The organism is Cupriavidus sp. FW305-27, from assembly GCF_058787995.1.
The window spans coordinates 70,854-91,885 of sequence record NZ_JBYTAG010000007.1; the positions used below are offsets into that span (position 1 = coordinate 70,854).

The window sequence follows — 21,032 nt, forward strand, 5'->3', positions numbered from 1 at the left end:
AGAAACGATTGATTGTGAATTCAATTGAGAATCATTATTATTTGATTCATGGCGCTTGACCGCAGTCGCGGCACGGTGCCCTTCCCGTCCCAGTCGCGAGGCAATCTAACATGGCAAAAACCCTGACGTTCGGCATCATGCACCTCGGCATCGCGTTCAGCGTGACGTATGCGCTGACCGGCAGCCTCGCCATCAGCGGTGCCATCACCTTCATCGAGCCGGCCGTCAATACCGTGGCCCACTACTTCTTCGACCGCTACTGGGAGAAGCGCGAGCGCCGCCAAGCCGGGACTGCCCGCAATCATGCCGCGGCGCAGCGCAACCACGCCAACCTGGCCGGCGCCTAGCCGGTCACGCCCGCAAACACGCTGAAGTAATCCGGGAACGTCTTCGCCACACAGCCCGGATCATTGATCCGCACCGGCAGCGGCCCGAAGGCTGCCAGCGAGAAGCACATCGCCATGCGATGGTCATCATAGGTGCCAATGCCGTCGGCCGGAGTCTGCCACGGCTGCGGCGGCGTCACACGCAGGTAGTCTGCCCCCTCTTCCACGACTGCGCCGAGCTTGCGCAGTTCCGTCGCCATCGCCGCGATACGGTCCGTTTCCTTGACGCGCCAGCTGGCGATATTGGTCAGCGTGGTCGTGCCTTCGGCAAACAGTGCTGCCACCGCCAGCGTCATCGCCGCATCGGGGATATGGTTGCAGTCCAGTTCGATGCCGTGCAGGCGCCCGTCGTCGCGTTCCGTGCCGCGCACTTCGATCCAGTTGTCACCGGCCATCACATTGGCGCCCATGCGGTTGAGCGCCTCGGCGAAGCGCACATCGCCCTGGATGCTGGCCATGCCCACGCCTTCCACCCGGACCGGGCCACCGCCGATCGCGCCGGCCGCCAGGAAGTAGGAAGCGGACGACGCATCGCCCTCGACAAAGATCTCGCCCGGCGAGCGGTAAGCCGCGCCGGCCGGCAGCACGAAGCGCTCCCAGCCCTGCCGCTCGATCTCGATGCCGAAGCGCGCCAGCAGGTTCAGCGTGATCTCGATATACGGCTTGGAGATCAGCTCGCCCACCACCTCGATCTCGATGCGGCCGCTGTCGGATTGCGCCATCGGCAGGCTCATCAGCAGCGCGGTCAGGAACTGGCTCGACACATCGCCGCGCACGCGGATCGGCGCATCGATGCGAATGCCGGCCGGCTGGATATGCAACGGCGGAAAGCCTTCATTGCCAAGGTAGTCGATCACGGCGCCCACCTGGCGCAGGCCGTCGACCAGGTCGCCGATTGGCCGCTCATGCATGCGCGGCACGCCCGACAGCTTGTAGTTGCCGCCCTGCAGCGCAAGCGCGGCAGTCAGCGGGCGGATCGCGGTGCCGGCATTGCCCATGAAGAGCTCGGCCGACTTGTTCGGGAAATTGCCGCCGGCGCCGGTGACAATGTAGTCGTCGCCTTCCTGCCGCCACGCCACGCCGAGCGTGCGCAACGCCTGCAGCATCACGCGGGTGTCGTCGGAATCGAGCAGATCGCGCACGCGGGTCTCGCCCGTGGCCAGTGCGGCCAGCAGCAGCACGCGGTTGGAGATGCTCTTCGAGCCCGGCAGCCGGACGGTGCCGTTGGCGCGGGTCAGGGGGCCTAGCGTCAGGTGTTCCATGGTTCTCGTGGGCGCCGGGGCGCCGCGGTCAGGCGATTGGTTCAGGGTTCGGTATGGTTGCCCGCGGCACGCTCTGCGCCCCAGGCCAGCCGGGTCTTGCTGGCGCGCGCGAAGATGCGTTCGAGCGCGTCGCCGTCGCCCTTCTCGATCTGCGCCTTCAGGTGCGCCAGCACCGACTGGTAGGTATTCAGCTCACGCAGCAGCGCGTCGCGGTTGGCCACGCAGATATCGCGCCACATTTCCGGCGACGAGGCCGCGATGCGCGTGAAATCGCGGAAACCGCCGCCGGCGAAGCCCAGCTTCAGCGCGGCATCTTCCGCATTGGCGACCTGCGCCACCAGCGCGTACGACAGCACGTGCGGCAGGTGGCTGACCGCGGCAAACACCGCGTCGTGCTGCACTGCCGACATCACATGGCATTCTGCGCCGGCGCTTTCCCACATGGCGCGCACCGCGGCGACATCGGCGCGCGAGTTTTCCTGCAGCGGGCACAGCACGGTCTTCTTGCCGAGGTACAGGTCCGGCAGCGCCGCCTCCACGCCGTTGAGCTCGCGCCCGGCGATCGGGTGTGCCGGCACGAACTGCGCGACCTTGTCGCCGAGCGCCGTCTTGGCCGCCATGATCACGTCTGACTTGGTGCTGCCGGCATCGGTGACGATGGTGCCCGGCTGCAGGTGCGGCTCCAGCGCGTGCAGCAGCGCAAAGTTCTGCGCCACCGGCGCGCACAGCACGATCACGCTGGCGCCGCGCGCGGCATCCGCCAGCGTCGCGGCCTCGTCGATCACGCCAAGGTCCAGCGCCTTCTGCAGCGACGCCGGCGAGCGCCCCACCCCGACCACCGTGCCCACCACGCCGGCGCGCCTGAGCGCCAGCGCGAGCGAGCCGCCGATCAGGCCGACACCGACAATGACAACACGGGAAAAATGCAATGCACTCACAATCTCAGGCCGCTAGGGGCAGTGGCTCGGACCAGGCCGAGGTAAATCGATGATTGGCAACGAGGCAGGCAAGCAGCCTGCAGCGAAACGCCGCGATTGTAGCCGCGCTCACGCCAACGCCCGCTCCAGCGCCGCGATGAAGGCCGCGTTCTCCTCGGCCAGGCCGATGGTCACGCGCAGCCAGCGCGGCAGGTTGTAGTTGCCCACCGGCCGCACGATCACGCCCTGCTTCAGCAACGCCAGGTTGACGCGCGCGCCGGCGCCGTCGTCATCGCCCACGCGCACCATCACGAAGTTGCCGGAAGACGGCACGTATTCCAGCCCGAGCCGGTCGAAGGCATCGGTCAGCTGGCGCTTGCCGGCACGGTTCAGCTCGGCGCTGCGGCGCAGGAACCCGGCATCGCCCAGCGCGGCGATGGCCGCGGCCTGCGCCACGCTGTTGACGTTGAACGGCTGGCGGATGCGGTTCAGCAGGTCCGACAGCTCCGGCTGCGCCACCGCGTAGCCGATGCGCAGGCCCGCCAGGCCATAGGCCTTGGAGAACGTGCGCGACACCATCAGGTTCGGGTAGCGGCGCACCCAGGCGAGCGAATCGTATTGCTGGTCGGCATCCAGGTATTCGTTGTACGCCTCGTCCAGCACCACCACCACATTGGCCGGCACCCGCTGCAGGAAGGCTTCGATCTGCGCGGCCGGCACGAACGTGCCGGTCGGGTTGTTCGGGTTGGCGATAAAGACCAGGCGCGTATCGGGCGCGATCGCCGCGGCCATCGCCTCCAGGTCATGGCCGTAGTCGCGCGCGGGCACTTCGATGGCGCGTGCGCCGATCTCCTGCGTGGCCAGCGCGTAGACCGCGAACGAGTACTCGGCATAGACGATCGACTGACCCGGCTCCACCAGCGCATGCGCGGCCAGCTCCAGGATGTCGTTGCTGCCATTGCCCAGCGTCAGCCAGTCGGCGGGCACGCCGAAGCGCGCCGACAGCTCGCCCTTCAGCGCAAAGCCGTTGGAATCCGGGTAGCGGCCGAGTTCAGCCACCGCATCGGCCACCGCGCGGCGGGCCGACTCGGGCATGCCGAGCGGATTCTCATTGGAGGCGAGCTTGACGATGCCGGCCTCGTCCAGGCCGAACTCGCGCGCGACTTCCGAAATCGGCTTGCCGGCCACGTACGGCGAAATCGCCCGCACATAGCCGGGTCCGAACACCGTGCCGCCTTGCTTACCCTGCTCCGCCATCTCGTCTCCTTGTTCTTGCCTGGCTGCCTTACTTGCTCGACGGATACGAGCCCAGCACCTTCAGGTAAGCCGCGTTGCGCCGCAGCTCTTCGATGGCGCGCGCCACTGCCGGCTCATGCTGGTGCCCTTCCACATCGACGTAGAAGTAGTACTCCCACGCGCCGCTGCGCGCCGGGCGCGACTCGAAGCGGCACATCGACACACCGTTCTCCGCCAGCGGCGCCAGCAGCTGGTACACCGCGCCGGCCTTGTTAGGTACCGACAGGATCATCGAGGTCTGGTCGCTGCCCGACGGCTCGGTCTCATAGCGGCCAATCACGGCAAAGCGCGTGCGATTGTGCGGATCGTCCTGGATATGCGTGCGCACGATATGCAGGTGATAGCGGTTGGCGGCGGACTCGCCGGCAATCGCGGCCACGGTCGGGTCTTCGCTGGCCATGCGCGCGGCCTCGGCATTGCTCGACACCGCCTGGCGCTCCAGGTGCGGATAGTTGGCGGTCAGCCAGTGCTGGCACTGCGCCAGTGCCTGCGCATGCGCGCGCACCACCGTGACGCCCTGCATGTCGGGCGTGGATGCCATCAGGTTGTGGTGCACCTTGAGCGCGATCTCGCCGCTGATCTTCAGCGAGGTCTGCAGGAACAGGTCGAGCGTGCGCGACACCGCGCCCTCGGTGGAGTTCTCGACCGGCACCACGCCGTACTCGACCGTGCCCGCCTCGACGGCACGGAACACCTCGTCGATGCTCGGGCAAGGCACGCCCGACACCTCATGGCCGAAGTGCGCATACAGCGCCTGCTCGGAGAACGTGCCGGCCGGGCCGAGGAAAGCCACTTCCAGCGGCTTTTCCAGCCCGCGGCAGGCGGACATCACCTCGCGCCAGATCGCCGCAACGCTTTCGCCCAGCAGCGGGCCGGGGTTGGCGCCCTGCACCTTGCGGATCACCTGCAGCTCGCGCTCCGGGCGGAACACCGGCGCACCGTACTTCTTCTTGACCTCACCGACCTCGAGTGCCAGTTTGGCGCGGCGGTTCAGCATCGCCAGCAGTTCGCGGTCAACGGTGTCGATCTGCTCGCGCAGCGGGCTCAGCTCGACCGACAGCTTGCGCTCGGCTTCGCTCAGGTGGGTGTCGTTCTGCTGCTCGTTGGGCGGCGTCTCCTCGCGCGCGGGGGTGCGGTCTTGGCTTGTCATTTTGTATGAATCCGGTGGGCCGCCGGGGCGCGGCGGCCGGAGAAAAACTGACCTCTGCCTGCCGGCGCACTGTGCCTGAGGTGCGCGGGCAGCCAGCGGGAATGCGCGTCAGGCGGACGTACGCTCGAACTCGCGCATGAAATCGACCAGCGCCATCACGCCTTCCAGCGGCATCGCGTTATAGATGCTGGCGCGCATGCCGCCAACGGTCTTGTGTCCCTTGAGTTGCACCAGGCCGTTGGCCCGCGCCTGTTGCAGGAACACCTCATTGCGCGATTCGTCGCCCAGGAAGAACGGCACGTTCATGCGCGAGCGGCAGCTCGGATGGATCTCGTTGCGATAGAAATCGCTCTGGTCCAGGTAGTTGTACAGCGCCGACGCCTTGGCGATATTGCGCTGCTCGATCGCGGGCACGCCGCCCTGGCGCTTGAGCCACTTGAAGACCAGGCCGGCGATATAGATCGCATAGGTCGGCGGCGTGTTGTACATCGAGTTGTGCTCGGCCACCAGGCGCCAGTTGAATGCCGACGGGCACAGCGGGTGGGCATGGCCGATCAGGTCGTCGCGCACGATCACGATGGTGACGCCGGCCGGGCCGATATTCTTCTGCGCGCCGCCGTAGACCACCTGCACGCGCGACCAGTCGATCGGGCGCGACAGGATATGGCTGGAAGCATCCGCCACCACCACGCGGTCGCCCTTGACCTGGCCGATATCGGGAATGTCCTGGAACTCCACGCCGACGATGGTCTCGTTGGTGCACAGGTGCACGTACCCGGCATCGTCCGACAGCTTCCAGTCAGCAATGTCGGGAATGCGGTGGAATTTCTCCGCCTCGCTGGTGGCCGCGATATTGACCGCGCCATAGCGGCGGGCTTCCTGCTCGGTCTTGACCGACCAGGTGCCGGTGACGACGAAATCGGCCTTGGGCTGCTCGGCGCTGCGCAGCCGCATCAGGTTCAGCGGCACGATGGCGTTTTCGCCAATGGCGCCACCTTGCAGGAACAGCACCTTGAAATTGGCGGGGATGTGCAGCAACTCGCGCAGGTCAGCGATCGCTTCGTTATGGATGCTTTCGAATTCGCGGCTGCGGTGGCTCATTTCCATCACCGAAACCCCGGTCCCGTGCCAGGACAGCATCTCCTCGGCAGCCTGCTGCAGCACTTCGGCGGGCAGCGCCGCCGGGCCAGGGGAGAAGTTGTAGACACGTTCGGCCAATGCACGCTGCATCATGCCGGCAAGAGCGGGATTCTGGGGATCGTTCATGAGACGGGGAATGGAAAAATGGCTGCCGGTGTTACCCAAGCAGCCATTATCCCTCAAACCCGCGCCCCGTTGGGCACCCGGGGCCAGGCCCCGGGGCCGCACTTGCCTGCAAGGCTGCAGGCGGACGGCGGTCTGATTCAGTGGCGGATCACGCCAGCATCACTTCGAAGCGGCGGTGATTTCCTTCTCTGCGGCGTCGCGCATCGACTTGCCGACCTGCGGGCCGTACTTCTGCATCATCGAACCCCAGATCTCCTGGGTCGCCTTGCCCTGGTTGGCCATGAACTTCTGGCCGGTCGGCGACTTCAGGAAGGTGGTCAGGTCCTTGAGTTCCGCCGTCGAGTAGTACTTGCCGAAGGCATCGTAGTGCGCCTGGATCGCGTCCTTGCGGAAGCCATCGGTGCTGAAGGCCGAGCCGGCGCCGTCAACCATGCGCTGGACCGCGCCGTTCTTCTTCAGCTTTTCGACAGCGGCCTGCTTCTGCTTGTCGTTCAGGGTCTTGTTCTCGACCAGCACTTGTTCCAGCACCAGCGGAGCTTCCTGCTTGGCGCCTTGCTGCCAGTTTTCGGCCTGGCCCTTGACAGCCTGGTCTGCCTGCATGACGGAAAGCAGTTCCTTGATGGCTGCTGTCTTTTCCGCATCCTGCGCATGGGCGTGCTGCGCCATCATGAAGGTCGGAACGAAAGCGGCCAGAACTGCGATACGTCGATAGGTTTTGAGCATTGTGACTCCCTGGTAAATACGTCCGTTTTAGTCCGGACAGCCGCGACGCGAGTTCCGGCGGGCGTCCTATTGTTGCAACAATTTACGATTTGTCTTACGGATTAGCGTCCAAGTCGGCCCCGGCAGCACCTTCTGCACCGTCGGCGTCTTCAGCCTCGTCGCCACCGGCACCGTTATCGGCATCGCTTTCGACGATGCGCTGCAGCCCGGACAACTTGGTGCCTTCGTCAACGTTGATCAGCGTGACACCCTGCGTGGCGCGGCCCATTTCGCGGATTTCAGCCACGCGGGTACGGATCAGCACGCCACCGGTGGTGATCAGCATGATCTCATCCTCGGGCGAAACCAGTGCTGCCGCCACCACACGGCCATTGCGCTCGCTCGTCTGGATCGCAATCATGCCCTTGGTGCCGCGACCGTGTCGAGTGTACTCAGCAATGGGGGTGCGCTTGCCGTAGCCGTTCTCGGTCGCGGTCAGCACGCTGCCGCGCATGCCCGCCTCAGCCTCTTCGGCGGTCTCGGCCGGCGCCACCAGCATGGCGATCACGGTCTGGCCGTCTTCCAGGTTCATGCCGCGCACGCCGCGCGCCTGGCGGCCCATCGGACGCACGTCGTTCTCGTCGAAGCGCACGGCCTTGCCGGCATCGGAGAACAGCATCACATCGTGCTGGCCGTCGGTCACGGCCGCGCCGATCAGGTAGTCGCCCTCGTCCAGGTCGACCGCGATGATGCCGGCCTTGCGCGGATTGGAGAACTCGGTCAGCGCGGTCTTCTTGACCGTGCCGCGGGCGGTGGCCATAAAGATGAAGTGCTCGGCGTCAAACTGCTTGACCGGCAGGATCACATTGATCTTCTCGCCTTCGGACAGCGGGAACATGTTGACGATCGGGCGCCCGCGCGAGTTGCGCGAGCCCTGCGGCACCTCATACACCTTCAGCCAGTAGAGCCGGCCGCGGTTGGAGAAGCACAGGATGTAGTCGTGGGTATTGGCCACGAACAGCGTGTCAATCCAGTCGTCTTCCTTGGTCGCTGCCGCCTGCTTGCCGCGTCCGCCACGCTTTTGCGCGCGGTACTCGGAAATCGGCTGGCTCTTCATATAGCCGCTGTGCGACAGCGTGACCACCATGTCCTGCGGGGTGATCAGGTCTTCGGTGTCCAGCTCGGTCGCGTTCAGCTCGATCTGCGAACGGCGCTCATCGCCGAATTCGGCGCGGATAGCGGTGAGTTCGTCGACGATGATGGCAGTAATACGCTCCGGCCGCGCCAGGATATCCAGCAGGTCGGTGATTACCGCCATGATGTCGCGATATTCCTGGACGATCTTGTCCTGCTCGAGCCCGGTGAGGCGTTGCAGGCGCATTTGCAGGATTTCCTGCGCCTGGCCATCCGACAGGCGGTACAGGCCGTCTGCCTGCATGCCGAACACCGGCGGCAGCCCGTCCGGACGATAGGAGGCGCGGCCGCCCGGGGTCTCGCCTTCGGCGCGCGCAAGCATTTCGCGGACCAGGGCCGAATCCCATGCCTTCGCCATCAGTTCCTGCTTGGCGATCGGCGGAGTCGGTGCGGCCTTGATGATGGCGATGAATTCGTCGATGTTGGCCAGCGCGACGGCCAGGCCTTCCAGCACGTGGCCGCGCTCGCGCGCCTTGCGCAGCTCGAATACCGTGCGGCGGGTGACGACTTCGCGCCGGTGCGCCAGGAAGTACTCCAGCATCTGGCGCAGGTTCAGCAGGCGCGGCTGGCGGTCGACCAGCGCCACCATGTTCATGCCGAAGGTGTCCTGCAGCTGGGTGTTCTTATATAGGTTGTTGAGAACAACCTCGGGCACCTCGTTGCGCTTGAGCTCGATCACCACGCGCATGCCGGACTTGTCCGACTCGTCGCGGATGTCGGAAATGCCCTCGATCTTCTTTTCAGTGACCAGTTCGGCGATGCGTTCGAGCAAGGTGCGCTTGTTGACCTGGTAGGGCAGCTCGTCGACGATGATCGCCTGGCGCTGGCCGCGGTCGATGTCCTCGAAGTGCGTCTTGGCCCGCATCACCACGCGGCCGCGGCCGGTGCGATAGCCTTCGCGAACGCCCTGGATGCCATAGATAATCCCGGCGGTCGGAAAATCAGGCGCCGGAATCAATTCAATCAGTTCATCCACCGTCGCCTGCGGGTTGCGCAGCAGGTGCAGACAGCCATCGACGATTTCATTCAGGTTATGCGGCGGGATATTGGTGGCCATGCCCACCGCAATACCGGACGAACCGTTGATTAGCAGATTGGGAATACGCGCCGGCAGAATCGAAGGCTCTTTTTCAGAGCCGTCGTAGTTGCTGTCGAAATCGACGGTTTCCTTGTCGATGTCGAACAGCATCTCGTGGGCGATTTTCGCCAGGCGGATTTCGGTATAACGCATGGCCGCGGCGTTATCGCCGTCGACCGAACCGAAATTACCCTGGCCGTCGACCAGCATGTAGCGCAGCGAGAAGTCCTGCGCCATGCGGACGATGGTGTCGTAGACTGCGGTATCGCCGTGCGGGTGATACTTACCGATCACATCACCGACGATACGGGCCGACTTCTTGTAGGGTCGGTTCCAGTCGTTGTTGAGCTCGTGCATCGCAAACAGCACGCGCCGGTGCACCGGTTTCAGGCCGTCCCGCACATCAGGAAGCGCCCGGCCCACGATCACGCTCATGGCGTAATCGAGATAGGAGCGGCGCATTTCCTCTTCGAGGGAGACCGGAAGGGTTTCTTTTGCGAATGGATCCATTGCGGCGTGGTTTATGCGGCAGGTTTAAGCGAATGACAGGCCCTTTAGCGCGCGGCACAGTGGGCGCCTGACGGCTGGGCAACGTGCCATTCTAACATGCCGCCACCCCCCGCCTGCCGCTCTCCGGATAGCCCTTGCGCACACCTCCCGAGGCCCTCACTGAAACCCGGAATCCCTGATGCCACAAGGCTTTGCGGGCGACACAAGACCTATGTTGCACAAACACCACAGGCCCAAAACCCATGCGGCGAATCGAATATATTTACTTCTTAGGAAACGACCCTTGTGGCACAATTCCCCAGCGAAGAGCCAGACATTGTTCGAAGTGGAGCATCCACCACATCGAGAATGTTATACTCCGAAGAATGTATGACTTGTTTTCGTCCATTTGCTCGCAGTAACCCTGCGGTGATCTCATCCTGAGAGGAGAAATATGAAAAAATTTGCCAAGCTCGCGCTCGTTGCAGCTACCGCAGTAATGGCTGCATCCGCTCAAGCTCAGTCCGTCCCTTATGAAAAGAAGGCAGTGAACGACAACTGGGGCAACGGTACGAGCGAGTACGTGTGGAAGAATGGCACGAACGAGCTCTGCTGGCGCGACAGCTCCTGGACCCCGGCCACCGCCAACGCGCTGTGCGACGGCGCCCTGGCCCCGGCCGCACCGGCACCGGCACCGGCTCCGGTGGCTCCTCCGGTCGTCTCGAGCGAGAAGGTCACTTTCGCTGCTGACACCCTGTTCGACTTCGACAAGGCTGTCCTGAAGCCGGAAGGCAAGGCCAAGCTGGACGACCTGGTCTCGAAGCTGCAAGGCATCACCCTGGAAGTCATCATCGCCGTTGGCCACACCGACTCGTTCGGTTCGGACAAGTACAACGATCGCCTGTCGATCCGTCGTGCTGAATCGGTCAAGGCTTACCTGGTGAGCAAGGGCGTTGAAGCCAACCGCGTCTACACCGAAGGCAAGGGCAAGCGCCAGCTGAAGGTCGATCCGAAGTCGTGCAAGGGCAACCGCAAGTCCCAGATCGCCTGCCAGCAGCCGAACCGCCGCGTGGAAGTCGAAGTGGTCGGCACCCGCAGCGCACGTTAATCGGATTCTTTCCGACGACGAAAGGCCCAGCGCAAGCTGGGCTTTTTTTTTGGTACAGTTGCCCGGACTGTCCCTCTCTTCCCTTCACACCGCCGGCGCGGCTAGTGCCGCCGGCCCCGCATACGATGACGTTGCAATCGCAAACCCTTTCCGCAGCCGGCGCCGCCAATCAGGACCTGCCGCGCGGCAATGCCGATCCGAAGGAAATCGACAAGTTCAGCGAACTGGCCCACCGCTGGTGGGACCCGGAAAGCGAGTTCAAGCCGCTGCATGAGCTGAACCCGCTGCGCCTGCGCTGGATCGACGGCATCGCCGGTCTGGCCGGCAAGCGCGTGGTCGACGTGGGTTGCGGCGGCGGCATCCTGTCCGAAAGCATGGCACGCCTGGGCGCCACGGTGCGCGGTATCGATCTCTCGACCAAGGCACTGAAGGTAGCGGACCTGCACAGCCTGGAGACCGGGGTTGCCGTGACCTATGAAGAGATCGCCGCAGAAGCGCTGGCCGCACGTGAACCGGCCAGCGTCGATGTGGTGACCTGCATGGAGATGCTGGAGCACGTGCCGGATCCGGCGTCGATCGTGCAAGCCTGTGCCACGCTGGTCAAGCCCGACGGCTATGTGTTCTTCTCGACCATCAACCGCAACCTGAAGGCCTACCTGCTGGCCATCGTCGGCGCGGAATATGTGCTCAACATGCTGCCGCGCGGCACGCACGACTACGACAAATTCATCACGCCGTCCGAGCTCGCGCGCTTTGCCCGCCAGGCCAGGCTGGACCTGGTGGAAATGCGCGGCATGACCTACAACCCGCTGTCGCAGGTGTATGCGCTGGGCAGCGACACCGATGTGAACTACATGATGGCGTTCCGCCGGGTGGCAGCATGAGCGCCGGCATCGCAGGGGTCTTCTTCGACCTGGACGGCACGCTGGCAGATACCGCGCCGGACCTGGCGGCGGCGGCCAACCGGCTGGTCGTCGAGCGCGGCCAGGCGCCGGTGGCCTATGAAAAACTGCGTCCCGTCGCCTCGCACGGCGCGCGTGGACTGCTGGGTGCAGCCTTCGGCCTGCGTCCGGAGGATGCAGAGTTCCCGGCGCTGCGCGATGTCTTCCTGGACTACTACGAGGCCGACATCGCGGTGCACACGCGCCTGTTCGACGGCATGCCGCAAGTGCTGGCCGCGCTCGAGGCAGCGGGCATCCCGTGGGGCATCGTCACCAACAAGATCGCCCGCTTCACCGTGCCGTTGGTCGCCGCGATCGGCCTGGCCCCGCGCGCCAGCGCGGTCGTCAGCGGCGACACCACGCCCCACGCCAAGCCGCACCCCGCCCCGCTGCTGCATGCCGCGGCAAGCGCCGGCGTCGACCCGCGCCAGTGCGTCTATGTGGGCGATGACCTGCGCGACATCCAGGCCGGCAAGGCCGCCGGCATGATCACCGTCACAGCCGCCTATGGCTATTGCGGCGACGCCGAGCCGCCCGAGACCTGGGGCGCCGACCACCTGATCCGCCACCCGGCCGAGCTGATCCCGCTGCTGTTGCCCGCCGTGGTCGCCTGATTGTGTCGCAGGGGTATCCTGGCCGTTCCCGGAACTCCCCGCGACAGCTTGCGTCCAACCGGGTACAATCCAGCTTCCTCACTGGGGCCGACCTGGTTTCGACGTGGGTTACAAAGCAGTGGAGGGCATACCGAGGACCCGTCACCTCGTTAATCAATGGGAATGCAATAACTGCTAACGACGAACGTTACGCACTGGCCGCTTAATTGCGGCCGTCCTCGCACTGGCTCGCTGACGGGCTAGGGTCGCAAGACCACGCGAGGTCATTTACGTCAGATAAGCTCCGGAAGGGTCACGAAGCCGGGGACGAAAACCTAGTGACTCGCCGTCGTAGAGCGTGTTCGTCCGCGATGCGCCGGTTAAATCAAATGACAGAACTAAGTATGTAGAACTCTCTGTGGAGGGCTTACGGACGCGGGTTCGATTCCCGCCGGCTCCACCAGTATTCAGTCCGATGCAGCACCTGCAGGTCTAGAAACCCGCGATAGCCGAAGGCTTCGCGGGTTTTTTCTTTGGCAGCGGATACCCCGCCATCTGTTTTCCAGGACGGTAACCAAATCGCACCGCAGCCTTTGCAGTTGTTTACAGTCATGTCCCCAGCCCTGGTCTACGCTGGAATCGCTGCAGGCCGGGCCATGCACGGCATCAGCATCACAGTGCTCCACAGGCGGACGCCTGGCACCGGCTCCCCGTTGCCAGGCCCTTTCTCCACGCCGGCGCGACCGCACATCGTCCACAAGAAACGGAGTTGGCGATGCCAATCAAGTCCATCGAGGTCATCCTCACCCGAGACGCGCAGTGGGCCCTCGAATACGACCCCGACAACCCGGGACCGGTCTACCCGTCACGCGATGCCGCGATTGCCGCAGGCCTGCAGCTGGCGATGACCCACGATGCCGTCCTGACCATTCATGGCATCAATGACAAATCGGACGCGTTCGATTTCAGGGAATTGCACGTCCCTTTGCTCCATTGATGGTTGGTGCTGTCAGCGCGCACTGGAAAGCAACATCCCCAGAATTGGGGATGCCCGGATCGCGTAGCGGCGCCATCATGGTATGCGGGCGTACTGCGACTCGCCCGCTACCACTTGTGGCCCTCGTCCTCCCTGGCCGAGGGCTCTTTCTTTGGGTGACGCACCGGTACAACGCAGCGTCACCGGGAAGCGCCGCCGGCGCCGGGCGCCGCGCGCTATACCCCCAGCGCCCGGCCATCGCTGCGCGGGTCGTGCGCGCCGCTAAGCTGCCCGCCGGTATCGATCCGGATCGCGCCCGGATGACCGGCCAGCTGGCTTTGCGCAGGGATCGGGCTCAGTTGATGGCCGCGCGCGGCAAGCTCGTTGAACACCGGCAGGCCGGCATCCTGTTCCAGCTTGAGGCTGTCGCGGCTGTCCGAGAAGGTCTTGCCCAGCAGGAAGCGCGGGCGGCGCAGAGCCGTCAGCGGATCCATGCCGTAGTCGATCATCCGTGTCAGCACCGCGGCCAGTGTCTGCGGCTGGCCGTCGGCGCCTTGCGTGCCGTACAGCAGGTGCGGCCGGCCCTGCTTGAGGTAGATGCCGGGATTGAGGGTATGGAATGGCCGCTTGCCGCCGCGCAGCACGTTGGGGCTGGCGGGATCGAGGCTGAACGATGCGCCGCGGTTGTGCCAGAGCACCCCCGTGTCGCCGACGACCAGGCCGCTGCCCCAGTCGAAATAGACGGTCTGCAGCATGCTCACGCAGCGGCCCTCGCGGTCGGCGGCGCCGATGTAGACGGTGTCGCCGGGCTTGAACACATGCGGCCACGCCATGGCGCGGTCCATGCGGATGCGGCGCGCGTGGGCGTCGAGATTGGACCTGGACAACAGCCGCTCCAGCGGCACGTCGACAAAATCGGGATCGGCGACGTAGCGGTTGCGGTCCAGGAACGCCAGCTTCACGGCCTCGACCAGCAGGTGGTAATAGTCTGCGCTGCCTTCCTGGATACCGGACAGATCGAACCGGTCGAGGATGCCCATGATCTCCAGCGTGGTCACGCCTTGCGTGGGCGGACGCAGGCCGAGCAGTTCGCCGTCGCGGTAGGCCACGCGCAGCGGCACTTCTTCGCGCGCCTGGCAGCGCGCCAGGTCCTGTTCGCGCAACGGCGAGCCGGCCTTGGCCAGCCCGGCGGCAAGGCGACCGGCGAGGTCGCCCTCGTAGAATTCGCGCCCGCCCTGTGTCGCCACCCGGTCCAGGGTGCGGGCCAGCTCAGGCTGGCGGAACATTTGGCCGGGCCTGGGCATGCGCCCGTCTGGCATGAAGACCTGTCCGAAGCCATCCCAGCCTGACAGGTCCGCCGAGCGGAACTCCTGCCAGAAGCACTGTGACGGCGTGACCGGGAATCCGTTGGCGGCGTACTCGGTGGCCCGCGCCAGCAGCGCCGACCACGACTGCGTGCCGCCCCACTGGTCCCGGCTGAAGGCAAAGGCGCGGTCCCAGATCGCAACGGTGGCGGCGGCAGTGAGTGCCGCTGCCGGGCCCCGCAGCGGAATCGTGCCGGCATAGCCCGAGGTCTCGGACGCCGCCTGGCCGATGCCGGAGAACGTGCGCACATTGCCGCCGCGGTCGCTGACCACCAGGAAGGCGTCGCCCCCCAGGCCGGTAAAGTGCGGGTATGTCACGCTCAGCACCGCGCCGATGGCAATCGCCGCCTCGATGGCGTTGCCCCCGGCCTTCAATACCTCCAGCCCCGCCTGGCTGGCCAGTCCATGCGGGCTGGTGACCATGCCCGCGGACGAATGCGCCAGCCCTGCGCGCCCGGATTGCGCCGGCTCCTGCGCCAGTTCCTGGCCGACGGCAGGCAATATGGTGCTGCCCGCCAGCGCGGCCGAGCCGGCCAGGAATGCCCGGCGCGACGTGCCGGTGCCGCAAGGATCCACTTCACCCAGAAATTCCATACCCACTTCCCCCGGATACGCGCGGCCGGCCCACGCTGGCAGCCGCGATAACGATTCGATGATGGCGCCGGGTCATGCTGCGCCTGGCACGCAAACCCGGCAGGACGCGTCGGCTCAGGTCTCGGTCTTCCAGCCTTGCCATGGGCGTTCGGCAACGGATTCCGGTGCCGCGTAGTGATGCTTGATCCAGGCATAGGCCGGTCCGAGCGCATTCATGGCGATCACCGCGCCAAGCGCGACAACGGGATCGCCCGGCACCGGGCCGAAGCCGCCGAACAGCGTGGCGAAATACGAGGCAAAGCCAAAGAACATGCCGGGGATGAAGCGCAGCGTGACGAACACGCGAGCGAGATACATCATCGAAGCGTTGAGCGCGAACAGGATCACCATCTCCGCCACGATCAGCGCTGGCCCGGAGAACTGCTCGGCCGCCTGGCGGAAGCAAAGCACGATGACAAAGGCAAAGAGCGAGCCCACCGGCAGTGTCGGCCAGATCTTCTTCAGGTTCTCCGGCGTGGGACCGCCCATGGCAAAGGTCGCGGCCCAGCTGATGAAGATGGCCCATGGCGGCAGGTGCGAGGCATGCGCGGCGATGGGAACGGTGGTGATGGCAAGCAGTGAAGCCACGACTTCGGCGGGCAGCTTTCTCATGATCGACTCCTTGATGGACGGGAAACGGGCATTGCGGTCAGTGTGGGCAGCACCGGTGCCGATGGATCTCGCAGCGATGCTGCGTGACTACGGTGATCTTGCCGCGCTTGACCACCCACAGCCGCGGCGGGATGTCGATCAGCGCATCGGCCACCTGGAAGGTATCGAGCACGACCAGGTCAGCCTGGCGCCCGACCTTGAGGCCATAGGTGTCGTGCAGGCCCATCGCGCGCGCGGCGTTGTGCGTGCCCATGTCGAGCACCGCGAGCTGGTGCTCGGGCACGCCGAACTGGGCCACGTGCGCCAGCATGTTGCCGATCTGCAGCATGTCGGCCTTGCCGAACGGCGTGAAGGCGTTGCGGATATTGTTCGAGGAATACGCCACGTTGACGCCGCCGCTGTGCAGGGCCTTCACCGGCGCCAGCCCGCGGCGCTGGTTCTGGACGTCCTTGCGGCCGCCGAGATAGAGATCGGTGGCGGGCAGCGTGACGATGCTGATGCCGGCCTCGCGGATCTGCTCGATCAGCGGCTGCAGCTGCGCCGCGTCAAGCGCGCCCAGGCTCGTGACATGGCCCAGCGACACGCGCCCCTGGTAGCCGGCTTCGATGGTCTTCTGCGCGATATATGACACTGCGGCAAAGCGCTGGTCGCCGGTGTCGTCGGCAAAATCGGCATGCATGTCGACCGGCGCGTCATAGCGTTGCGCCAGTTCGAAGACCATGTCGATATGGCGCATGGTGTCGGCCCAGCTCAGCTCGTTGTACGGGCAGCCGCCGACCACATCGGCGCCCATGTCCATGGCTTCTGTCAGCAGCTCGCGGGTGCCCTGCGATTTCAGGATGCCCTCTTGCGGGAAGGCCACGATCTGCAGGTCGAGCAGATCGTGGTACTCCGATTTCAGCTCAAGCAGCGTCTCCACCCCGATCAGCCCCTGGATCAGGTCGACATCGGGATGCGCGCGGATCGCCACCGTGCCGTTCCTGACCGCCATGTCCAGCACCTGGCGCGAGCGGTCCAGCACATCCTGGCGCTGCTGCTTGCTTTTCAGGATGCCGGTGACGCGGATGGCTTCGTCCAGCGTGCCGAAGCGCGCCGGCAGGCGGCGGTGCAGCAGAGCCTTGTCCAGGTGCAGGTGCGCTTCGACCAGCCCCGGGATGACCGCGCGGCCGCCGGTCTCGATCACTTCATGCGCCGGCACGTCGATGCCGGGCTCGATGGCGACGATGCGGCCGTCGCGGATGGCGATATCGGTCAGGGGCGCGTCGTCGCGTACGCAGGCGTCCCGGATCAGCAGGTCCAGCTGCATGGCTTGTCTCCTCAGGTCTTGTTGTGCAGGCGAAGTCAGGGCTTCGCTACCTGAAGCGTAGGTGCCGGGGCGGCATCACTACATCAGGATTGGCTGAATTCGACCTAAGGATTTTCCTAGACGCACCGCAGCAGACTAGGCCGCGTCCCCGGCTTCGGCGAGCAGGCCGTGGCGGATGGCGTAGTGCACCAGCCCGGCCGTCGATGCGATATCCATCTTGCCGAGGATGTTGGCCTTGTGGGTGCTCACCGTCTTGGCGCTGAGCGACAGCGCCGCGGCGACCTCGTTGATGCCCAGCCCCTCTGCCAGCATCTGGAACACCTGCAGTTCACGCGCCGTCAGGCGTGCATGCGGCAACATGGCATCGGGCTGCCGGGCCTGGCTGACGAGCTTGTCGGCAATCGCCGGCGAGACCGCGGTACCGCCGCGCGCCACCTTGCGGATGGCACCGAGCAGCTGGTCGGACTCCACATTCTTGGTCAGGTAGCCAGCCGCGCCCGCGCGGATAGCCTGCACCGCATATTGCGACTCGCGGTACATGCTCAGCACCAGGATCGGTAGCGCCGGATAGCCGGCCCGTATCTGCTGGATCAGCAGGATGCCGCTGCGCCCCGGCATCGACATGTCCAGCAACAGCACGTCCGGCGTCTGCGCGCGCAGCAGCGCCAACACTTCGCAGCCGTCGGCGGCTTCGGCCACCACCTGCATGTCGGGCACGGTGGAGAAGATCTTCTTGAGCCCGTCGCGGATGATGGTGTGGTCGTCGGCAAGCATCAGGCGGATCATCTTGCGCCTCCGTTGCCGGCAGCGCCGGCATTGGGGATCTGCGCCTCGACCCGGGTGCCGCCGCCCTTCTCGCTGGTTACCGCCAGCTTGCCGCCCAGCATCAGCGCACGCTCGCGCATCCCCAGCAAACCCAGGCTGCGGCGATGCCCGGCCCTGGACGCATCGATGCCGCGGCCGTTGTCGGCAACCACCAGCCGCAAGGTCCCGCCGGCCGCGCTCAGCTCCACCCGCACGCGATCGGCGCGGCCATGGCGGCAGGCATTGGTCAGCGCTTCCTGCGCGATGCGAAAGACCGCGGTGCTGAGTTCGGCGCTGAGCTCGCCGACGGGCTGCAGCGCCAGCTCGCAGGCGATGCCGCCGCGCTCGGAAAAAGACTCGGCCAGCCACTCGATCGCCGCGGTCAGCCCCAGCTCATCCAGCAGCGGCGGGCGCAGGTCTGCCGCGATGCGCTGCACCGCGTCCACCGTCGAATCCGCGATCTGCTTGAGCATCTGCAAATGCTTGCGGCACGCGTCGCCGGCATCGGGGCCCTGCTGCGCTTCGATAAAGCTGAGTCCCAGGCGCAATGCCGTCAGGGACTGCCCAAGCTCATCGTGCAGCTCGCGTGAGATCCGGGTGCGCTCCGCCTCGCGCACGGACTGCAGGTAGGCGGACAGCTCACGCAGCTGCGCGCGCGATTCCAGCAACTCCTGCTCGGAGCGCTTGCGGTCGGTAATGTCGCGCGAGATGCCAACCGTGCCGACGACCGCGCCGTCCTGGCCCCGAATCGGCATCTTGATGGTATCGAACCAGCGCAGGCTGCCGTCCTGGCCGTGACGGCATTCCTCATAACGCCGGCGGATGCCGCTGGCCACCACCGCCTTGTCGGTGTCCAGGTAGACCTGTCCCCATTCCTCCGACCACACCTTGTCCGGCGTGCTGCCCAGAATCTCGGCCTCGGACCGCCCGCATGCGGCCATGAAGGCGTCATTGACCAGGACGTAGCGGGAGCCGGCGTCCTTCAACCAGGCCTGGTCCGGTATGTTGTTCAGTATGGCCCGCTGCAGGTCGACATACGTATCCATGACTTCTCCTTGCCGGGCTTTTGCCTTGTCGGCAGGCGCCCGATTCATGACGGGCAAGAATTGATTCATGCCTTGCACGCATCAGACCGCATGGCCTGCCTGCAGCCCCTCGCAGACTATAGCCAGCAACCGGCGGCAATGCGCTTGTCGTTTTCCTCAATGGCTGCACGAAAGCGGGAAGTCCGGATCACAGAGCCTTGCGACACGGTGTGGATCATGGGGTTGTTGGGCAGTTCTTCCGTTCCGGTGGCATGAAATCTCTGACCCAGATTTAAGGCAAGCCTTATTGCTGCCGGGAATGCGCCACACGTATCGTAGTAGCGCAACTTTAACCGGCATGCCGGAAAGCCGGAAAGCCGGAGGGCCGCACAACCTGGCCGTTTGTGCGCGCCGCACATGCCATCACCGCGAGCCCTGCCATGAACGGAAAACAGCTAATCAGCACCCTGCGCCACTGGCTGGTGGTACTTGCATGCTTTGCGGTCCCGCATTTGGCTCATGCGGCCTGCAGCTCCACGCCGGCGATGCCATATCTGCAGGCACTCAGCAACATGGCAGTCGCCGCCAACCTCGCCGTCGGCAGCACCATTCCCGGAACAGTGCATTACTACTCATTCAGCGGCACCTGTACCAACGTGCCGCCGTACGTGGTGGCCGGCGCTCCCATCATCTCCTGCTACTACGGCAGCGGCACTGAAGTCATGCCCGGCGTCTACTCCACCGGAGTCGCCGGCATCGGCATCCGGCTGCGCAATGCAGCGGGCCAGCCCATGACCAACGCAGCCGGCTTGAACTGCGATACCCGCAGCGCAAACCTTGGCTACCTGGACGCCAGCCTGAACTATTCGGTGTCGGTATCGGTGGAATTCGTGAAGACCGGGACGATCACTTCAGGCAATCTTGATCCCACCCAGACCCGCTTCGGCTTCGGCGTCTACAAGGGCAGCACGGCAGGGGGACTGGGTGGCGTCGACAACTATATCGGCTTCAGCGGCAACGTGACACCGCGGGAAATTGCCTGCAACACCAACTATCCCCCCGTGGTCAACCTGCCTGCAATCAGTGCCACGACACTCGCAAACCAGGGCGCGGGCGGCAATACGCCCTTCGCCATCCAGCTGACCTGCAGTGGCGCGGCGATTGTTGGCATGACACTGGACGGGGCCATAGGCACGCCGGTAGCCTCGGCCGCGAATGGCATCCTTGGTATCGTCACTGCCGGGACGGGCGGCATGGCCAGCGGCGCAGGCGTGCAGATCGTCAATGCGAGCGGCACCGAGCCTGTACCCCTGCAGGTGCGCAATGCGATGGGCAACATCACGGCCAACGTCCCCGCCACATACCGCTTCGGCGCGCGCTACATCGGCCTTGGCGGCACGCCCTCCCCGGGGACGGTATCAAGCGCGATGATCTTTACCATGGATTATCAGTAGCGCGCACGGAAGCCGCACGGCGAAGGACTACAATAGGCGGTTGCAGTCCTTGAAGGCTTTCGCCATGTCTGACCATCCCCGCTTCACCATCAACCGTTCCATGGTCGCGCTGGTCCCGGAACAACCGTTCCTGGACTGGATCCAGGCGGTCGATCCCCAGCCGGTGGCCGGCCTCACGCTAGAGCAGGTGCGCGAGGACCAGAGCGTGTTTCTGCTGCCGGAAGAGCTGGCCGATACGCACGACAACGCCTTGCGCTGGGTCGAGAAGCGCTGGCAGGAATTCTTTGAATTCATGCTGGGCGAGTGGTTCGATGACTCGATGTGGCCCGAGGAACTGTCGCTGCAGATGTTCCGCGAGTGGTTCAGCGTGCGCTACCACTCGATGGTGTTCGACATGGCGCCTGACGTGCCGGTCATGCACGATGACTGGGACGACGAAGACGACGCATCCGAGATGCTGCACTAGGAACAAGGAT

Annotated in this window: 20 protein-coding genes and 1 other RNA gene; 8 read left to right on the forward strand and 13 right to left on the reverse strand. The window is 65.1% G+C overall.

Going from position 1 to position 21,032, the window contains the following annotated elements; all coding sequences use genetic code 11:
- Positions 1-110: 110 nt before the first annotated feature.
- Entirely contained in the window at positions 111-347 is a 237-nt protein-coding gene (locus AC3WRI_RS05045; protein ID WP_011614701.1) for a DUF2061 domain-containing protein, read from the forward strand.
- On the opposite strand, the gene aroA is transcribed toward AC3WRI_RS05045, so the two are convergent.
- From aroA to gyrA, 7 genes are all read right to left on the reverse strand, one after another.
- A complete protein-coding gene (aroA, locus tag AC3WRI_RS05050) occupies positions 344-1,648 on the reverse strand; it encodes a 3-phosphoshikimate 1-carboxyvinyltransferase (RefSeq protein WP_010812957.1) in 1,305 nt (434 codons plus the stop codon). The two genes, AC3WRI_RS05045 and aroA, sit on opposite strands and share 4 nt — an antisense overlap.
- A 41-nt stretch (positions 1,649-1,689) precedes the next feature.
- Positions 1,690-2,586, reverse strand: a complete 897-nt coding sequence (locus tag AC3WRI_RS05055) for a prephenate dehydrogenase (protein ID WP_011614700.1) — start codon at positions 2,584-2,586, stop codon at positions 1,690-1,692.
- 108 nt (positions 2,587-2,694) lie between these two features.
- The gene (hisC, locus tag AC3WRI_RS05060) at positions 2,695-3,822 is read right to left on the reverse strand and encodes a histidinol-phosphate transaminase (protein ID WP_010812959.1); all 1,128 of its coding nucleotides are present in this window, start codon (positions 3,820-3,822) and stop codon (positions 2,695-2,697) included.
- A 28-nt stretch (positions 3,823-3,850) separates the two neighbouring features.
- Positions 3,851-5,011 (reverse strand): prephenate dehydratase, encoded by a 1,161-nt coding sequence (pheA, locus tag AC3WRI_RS05065; protein ID WP_011614699.1) that lies wholly within the window; start codon positions 5,009-5,011, stop codon positions 3,851-3,853.
- Positions 5,012-5,119: 108 nt separating this feature from the next.
- Entirely contained in the window at positions 5,120-6,277 is a 1,158-nt protein-coding gene (serC, locus tag AC3WRI_RS05070) for a 3-phosphoserine/phosphohydroxythreonine transaminase (RefSeq protein ID WP_051398460.1), read from the reverse strand.
- Between the two features lie 159 nt (positions 6,278-6,436).
- Complete coding sequence (locus tag AC3WRI_RS05075) at positions 6,437-7,000, reverse strand: DUF2059 domain-containing protein (RefSeq protein ID WP_010812962.1); 564 nt, start codon at positions 6,998-7,000, stop codon at positions 6,437-6,439.
- A 94-nt stretch (positions 7,001-7,094) separates the two neighbouring features.
- The gene (gene gyrA, locus AC3WRI_RS05080; protein WP_011614697.1) at positions 7,095-9,761 is read right to left on the reverse strand and encodes a DNA gyrase subunit A; all 2,667 of its coding nucleotides are present in this window, start codon (positions 9,759-9,761) and stop codon (positions 7,095-7,097) included.
- 433 nt (positions 9,762-10,194) lie between these two features.
- Here gyrA and ompA point away from each other — a divergent pair, with 433 nt between their 5' ends.
- From ompA to ssrA, 4 genes are all read left to right on the forward strand, one after another.
- Positions 10,195-10,848, forward strand: a complete 654-nt coding sequence (ompA, locus tag AC3WRI_RS05085; protein WP_010812964.1) for an outer membrane protein OmpA — start codon at positions 10,195-10,197, stop codon at positions 10,846-10,848.
- Between the two features lie 125 nt (positions 10,849-10,973).
- Positions 10,974-11,732: a bifunctional 2-polyprenyl-6-hydroxyphenol methylase/3-demethylubiquinol 3-O-methyltransferase UbiG gene (ubiG, locus tag AC3WRI_RS05090; RefSeq protein ID WP_492292687.1), complete on the forward strand. Its 759-nt coding sequence runs from the start codon at positions 10,974-10,976 to the stop codon at positions 11,730-11,732.
- Positions 11,729-12,403 carry a phosphoglycolate phosphatase gene (gene gph, locus AC3WRI_RS05095; RefSeq protein WP_010812966.1) on the forward strand — a complete coding sequence of 225 codons (675 nt, stop codon included), beginning with the start codon at positions 11,729-11,731 and terminating at the stop codon, positions 12,401-12,403. Before ubiG ends, gph begins: the two co-directional genes overlap by 4 nt.
- A gap of 83 nt (positions 12,404-12,486) precedes the next feature.
- Positions 12,487-12,845, forward strand: a transfer-messenger RNA (tmRNA) gene (gene ssrA, locus AC3WRI_RS05100).
- Here ssrA and AC3WRI_RS05105 read toward each other — a convergent pair.
- Positions 12,810-12,995 (reverse strand): hypothetical protein, encoded by a 186-nt coding sequence (locus AC3WRI_RS05105; protein WP_153018154.1) that lies wholly within the window; start codon positions 12,993-12,995, stop codon positions 12,810-12,812. The genes ssrA and AC3WRI_RS05105 overlap by 36 nt on opposite strands.
- Positions 12,996-13,157: 162 nt before the next feature.
- Between AC3WRI_RS05105 and AC3WRI_RS05110 the strand changes: the two genes are divergently transcribed.
- Positions 13,158-13,379, forward strand: a complete 222-nt coding sequence (locus AC3WRI_RS05110) for a hypothetical protein (protein ID WP_010812967.1) — start codon at positions 13,158-13,160, stop codon at positions 13,377-13,379.
- 215 nt (positions 13,380-13,594) lie between these two features.
- Here the strand turns inward: AC3WRI_RS05110 and AC3WRI_RS05115 are convergent, their stop codons facing one another.
- The 5 genes from AC3WRI_RS05115 to AC3WRI_RS05135 form a co-directional block, all read right to left on the reverse strand.
- Positions 13,595-15,316, reverse strand: a complete 1,722-nt coding sequence (locus tag AC3WRI_RS05115; protein ID WP_010812968.1) for a gamma-glutamyltransferase family protein — start codon at positions 15,314-15,316, stop codon at positions 13,595-13,597.
- 114 nt (positions 15,317-15,430) lie between these two features.
- Positions 15,431-15,967 carry a DUF1097 domain-containing protein gene (locus AC3WRI_RS05120; RefSeq protein ID WP_010812969.1) on the reverse strand — a complete coding sequence of 179 codons (537 nt, stop codon included), beginning with the start codon at positions 15,965-15,967 and terminating at the stop codon, positions 15,431-15,433.
- A gap of 37 nt (positions 15,968-16,004) precedes the next feature.
- Positions 16,005-17,273: an amidohydrolase family protein gene (locus AC3WRI_RS05125; RefSeq protein WP_492292689.1), complete on the reverse strand. Its 1,269-nt coding sequence runs from the start codon at positions 17,271-17,273 to the stop codon at positions 16,005-16,007.
- Positions 17,274-17,408: 135 nt separating this feature from the next.
- The gene (locus AC3WRI_RS05130) at positions 17,409-18,059 is read right to left on the reverse strand and encodes a response regulator (RefSeq protein WP_492292691.1); all 651 of its coding nucleotides are present in this window, start codon (positions 18,057-18,059) and stop codon (positions 17,409-17,411) included.
- The gene (locus AC3WRI_RS05135; protein WP_010812972.1) at positions 18,056-19,123 is read right to left on the reverse strand and encodes a sensor histidine kinase; all 1,068 of its coding nucleotides are present in this window, start codon (positions 19,121-19,123) and stop codon (positions 18,056-18,058) included. The genes AC3WRI_RS05130 and AC3WRI_RS05135 overlap by 4 nt, the downstream gene beginning before the upstream one ends.
- A 419-nt stretch (positions 19,124-19,542) precedes the next feature.
- On the opposite strand from AC3WRI_RS05135, the gene AC3WRI_RS05140 reads away from it, so the two are divergent.
- Together AC3WRI_RS05140 and AC3WRI_RS05145 are read left to right on the forward strand one after the other, a co-directional pair.
- Positions 19,543-20,556, forward strand: coding sequence for a fimbrial protein (locus tag AC3WRI_RS05140; protein WP_010812973.1), 1,014 nt, complete (start codon positions 19,543-19,545; stop codon positions 20,554-20,556).
- A gap of 64 nt (positions 20,557-20,620) precedes the next feature.
- On the forward strand, positions 20,621-21,022 hold the full coding sequence (locus AC3WRI_RS05145) for a hypothetical protein (RefSeq protein ID WP_010812974.1): 402 nt from the start codon (positions 20,621-20,623) through the stop codon (positions 21,020-21,022).
- The last annotated feature ends 10 nt before the right edge of the window (positions 21,023-21,032 follow it).

Coding starts and splice junctions, on each gene's coding strand:
- AC3WRI_RS05145 (WP_010812974.1), top strand. CDS start 20,621: ATGTCTGACCATCCCCGCTTCACCATCAACCGTTCCATGGTCGCGCTG.
- AC3WRI_RS05115 (WP_010812968.1), bottom strand. CDS start 15,316: ATGGAATTTCTGGGTGAAGTGGATCCTTGCGGCACCGGCACGTCGCGC.
- gyrA (WP_011614697.1), bottom strand. CDS start 9,761: ATGGATCCATTCGCAAAAGAAACCCTTCCGGTCTCCCTCGAAGAGGAA.
- serC (WP_051398460.1), bottom strand. CDS start 6,277: ATGAACGATCCCCAGAATCCCGCTCTTGCCGGCATGATGCAGCGTGCA.
- AC3WRI_RS05125 (WP_492292689.1), bottom strand. CDS start 17,273: ATGCAGCTGGACCTGCTGATCCGGGACGCCTGCGTACGCGACGACGCG.
- ubiG (WP_492292687.1), top strand. CDS start 10,974: ATGACGTTGCAATCGCAAACCCTTTCCGCAGCCGGCGCCGCCAATCAG.
- AC3WRI_RS05140 (WP_010812973.1), top strand. CDS start 19,543: ATGAACGGAAAACAGCTAATCAGCACCCTGCGCCACTGGCTGGTGGTA.
- AC3WRI_RS05045 (WP_011614701.1), top strand. CDS start 111: ATGGCAAAAACCCTGACGTTCGGCATCATGCACCTCGGCATCGCGTTC.
- ompA (WP_010812964.1), top strand. CDS start 10,195: ATGAAAAAATTTGCCAAGCTCGCGCTCGTTGCAGCTACCGCAGTAATG.
- AC3WRI_RS05110 (WP_010812967.1), top strand. CDS start 13,158: ATGCCAATCAAGTCCATCGAGGTCATCCTCACCCGAGACGCGCAGTGG.
- pheA (WP_011614699.1), bottom strand. CDS start 5,011: ATGACAAGCCAAGACCGCACCCCCGCGCGCGAGGAGACGCCGCCCAAC.
- AC3WRI_RS05135 (WP_010812972.1), bottom strand. CDS start 19,123: ATGGATACGTATGTCGACCTGCAGCGGGCCATACTGAACAACATACCG.
- AC3WRI_RS05130 (WP_492292691.1), bottom strand. CDS start 18,059: ATGATCCGCCTGATGCTTGCCGACGACCACACCATCATCCGCGACGGG.
- AC3WRI_RS05120 (WP_010812969.1), bottom strand. CDS start 15,967: ATGAGAAAGCTGCCCGCCGAAGTCGTGGCTTCACTGCTTGCCATCACC.
- AC3WRI_RS05105 (WP_153018154.1), bottom strand. CDS start 12,995: ATGACTGTAAACAACTGCAAAGGCTGCGGTGCGATTTGGTTACCGTCC.
- hisC (WP_010812959.1), bottom strand. CDS start 3,822: ATGGCGGAGCAGGGTAAGCAAGGCGGCACGGTGTTCGGACCCGGCTAT.
- AC3WRI_RS05075 (WP_010812962.1), bottom strand. CDS start 7,000: ATGCTCAAAACCTATCGACGTATCGCAGTTCTGGCCGCTTTCGTTCCG.
- aroA (WP_010812957.1), bottom strand. CDS start 1,648: ATGGAACACCTGACGCTAGGCCCCCTGACCCGCGCCAACGGCACCGTC.
- gph (WP_010812966.1), top strand. CDS start 11,729: ATGAGCGCCGGCATCGCAGGGGTCTTCTTCGACCTGGACGGCACGCTG.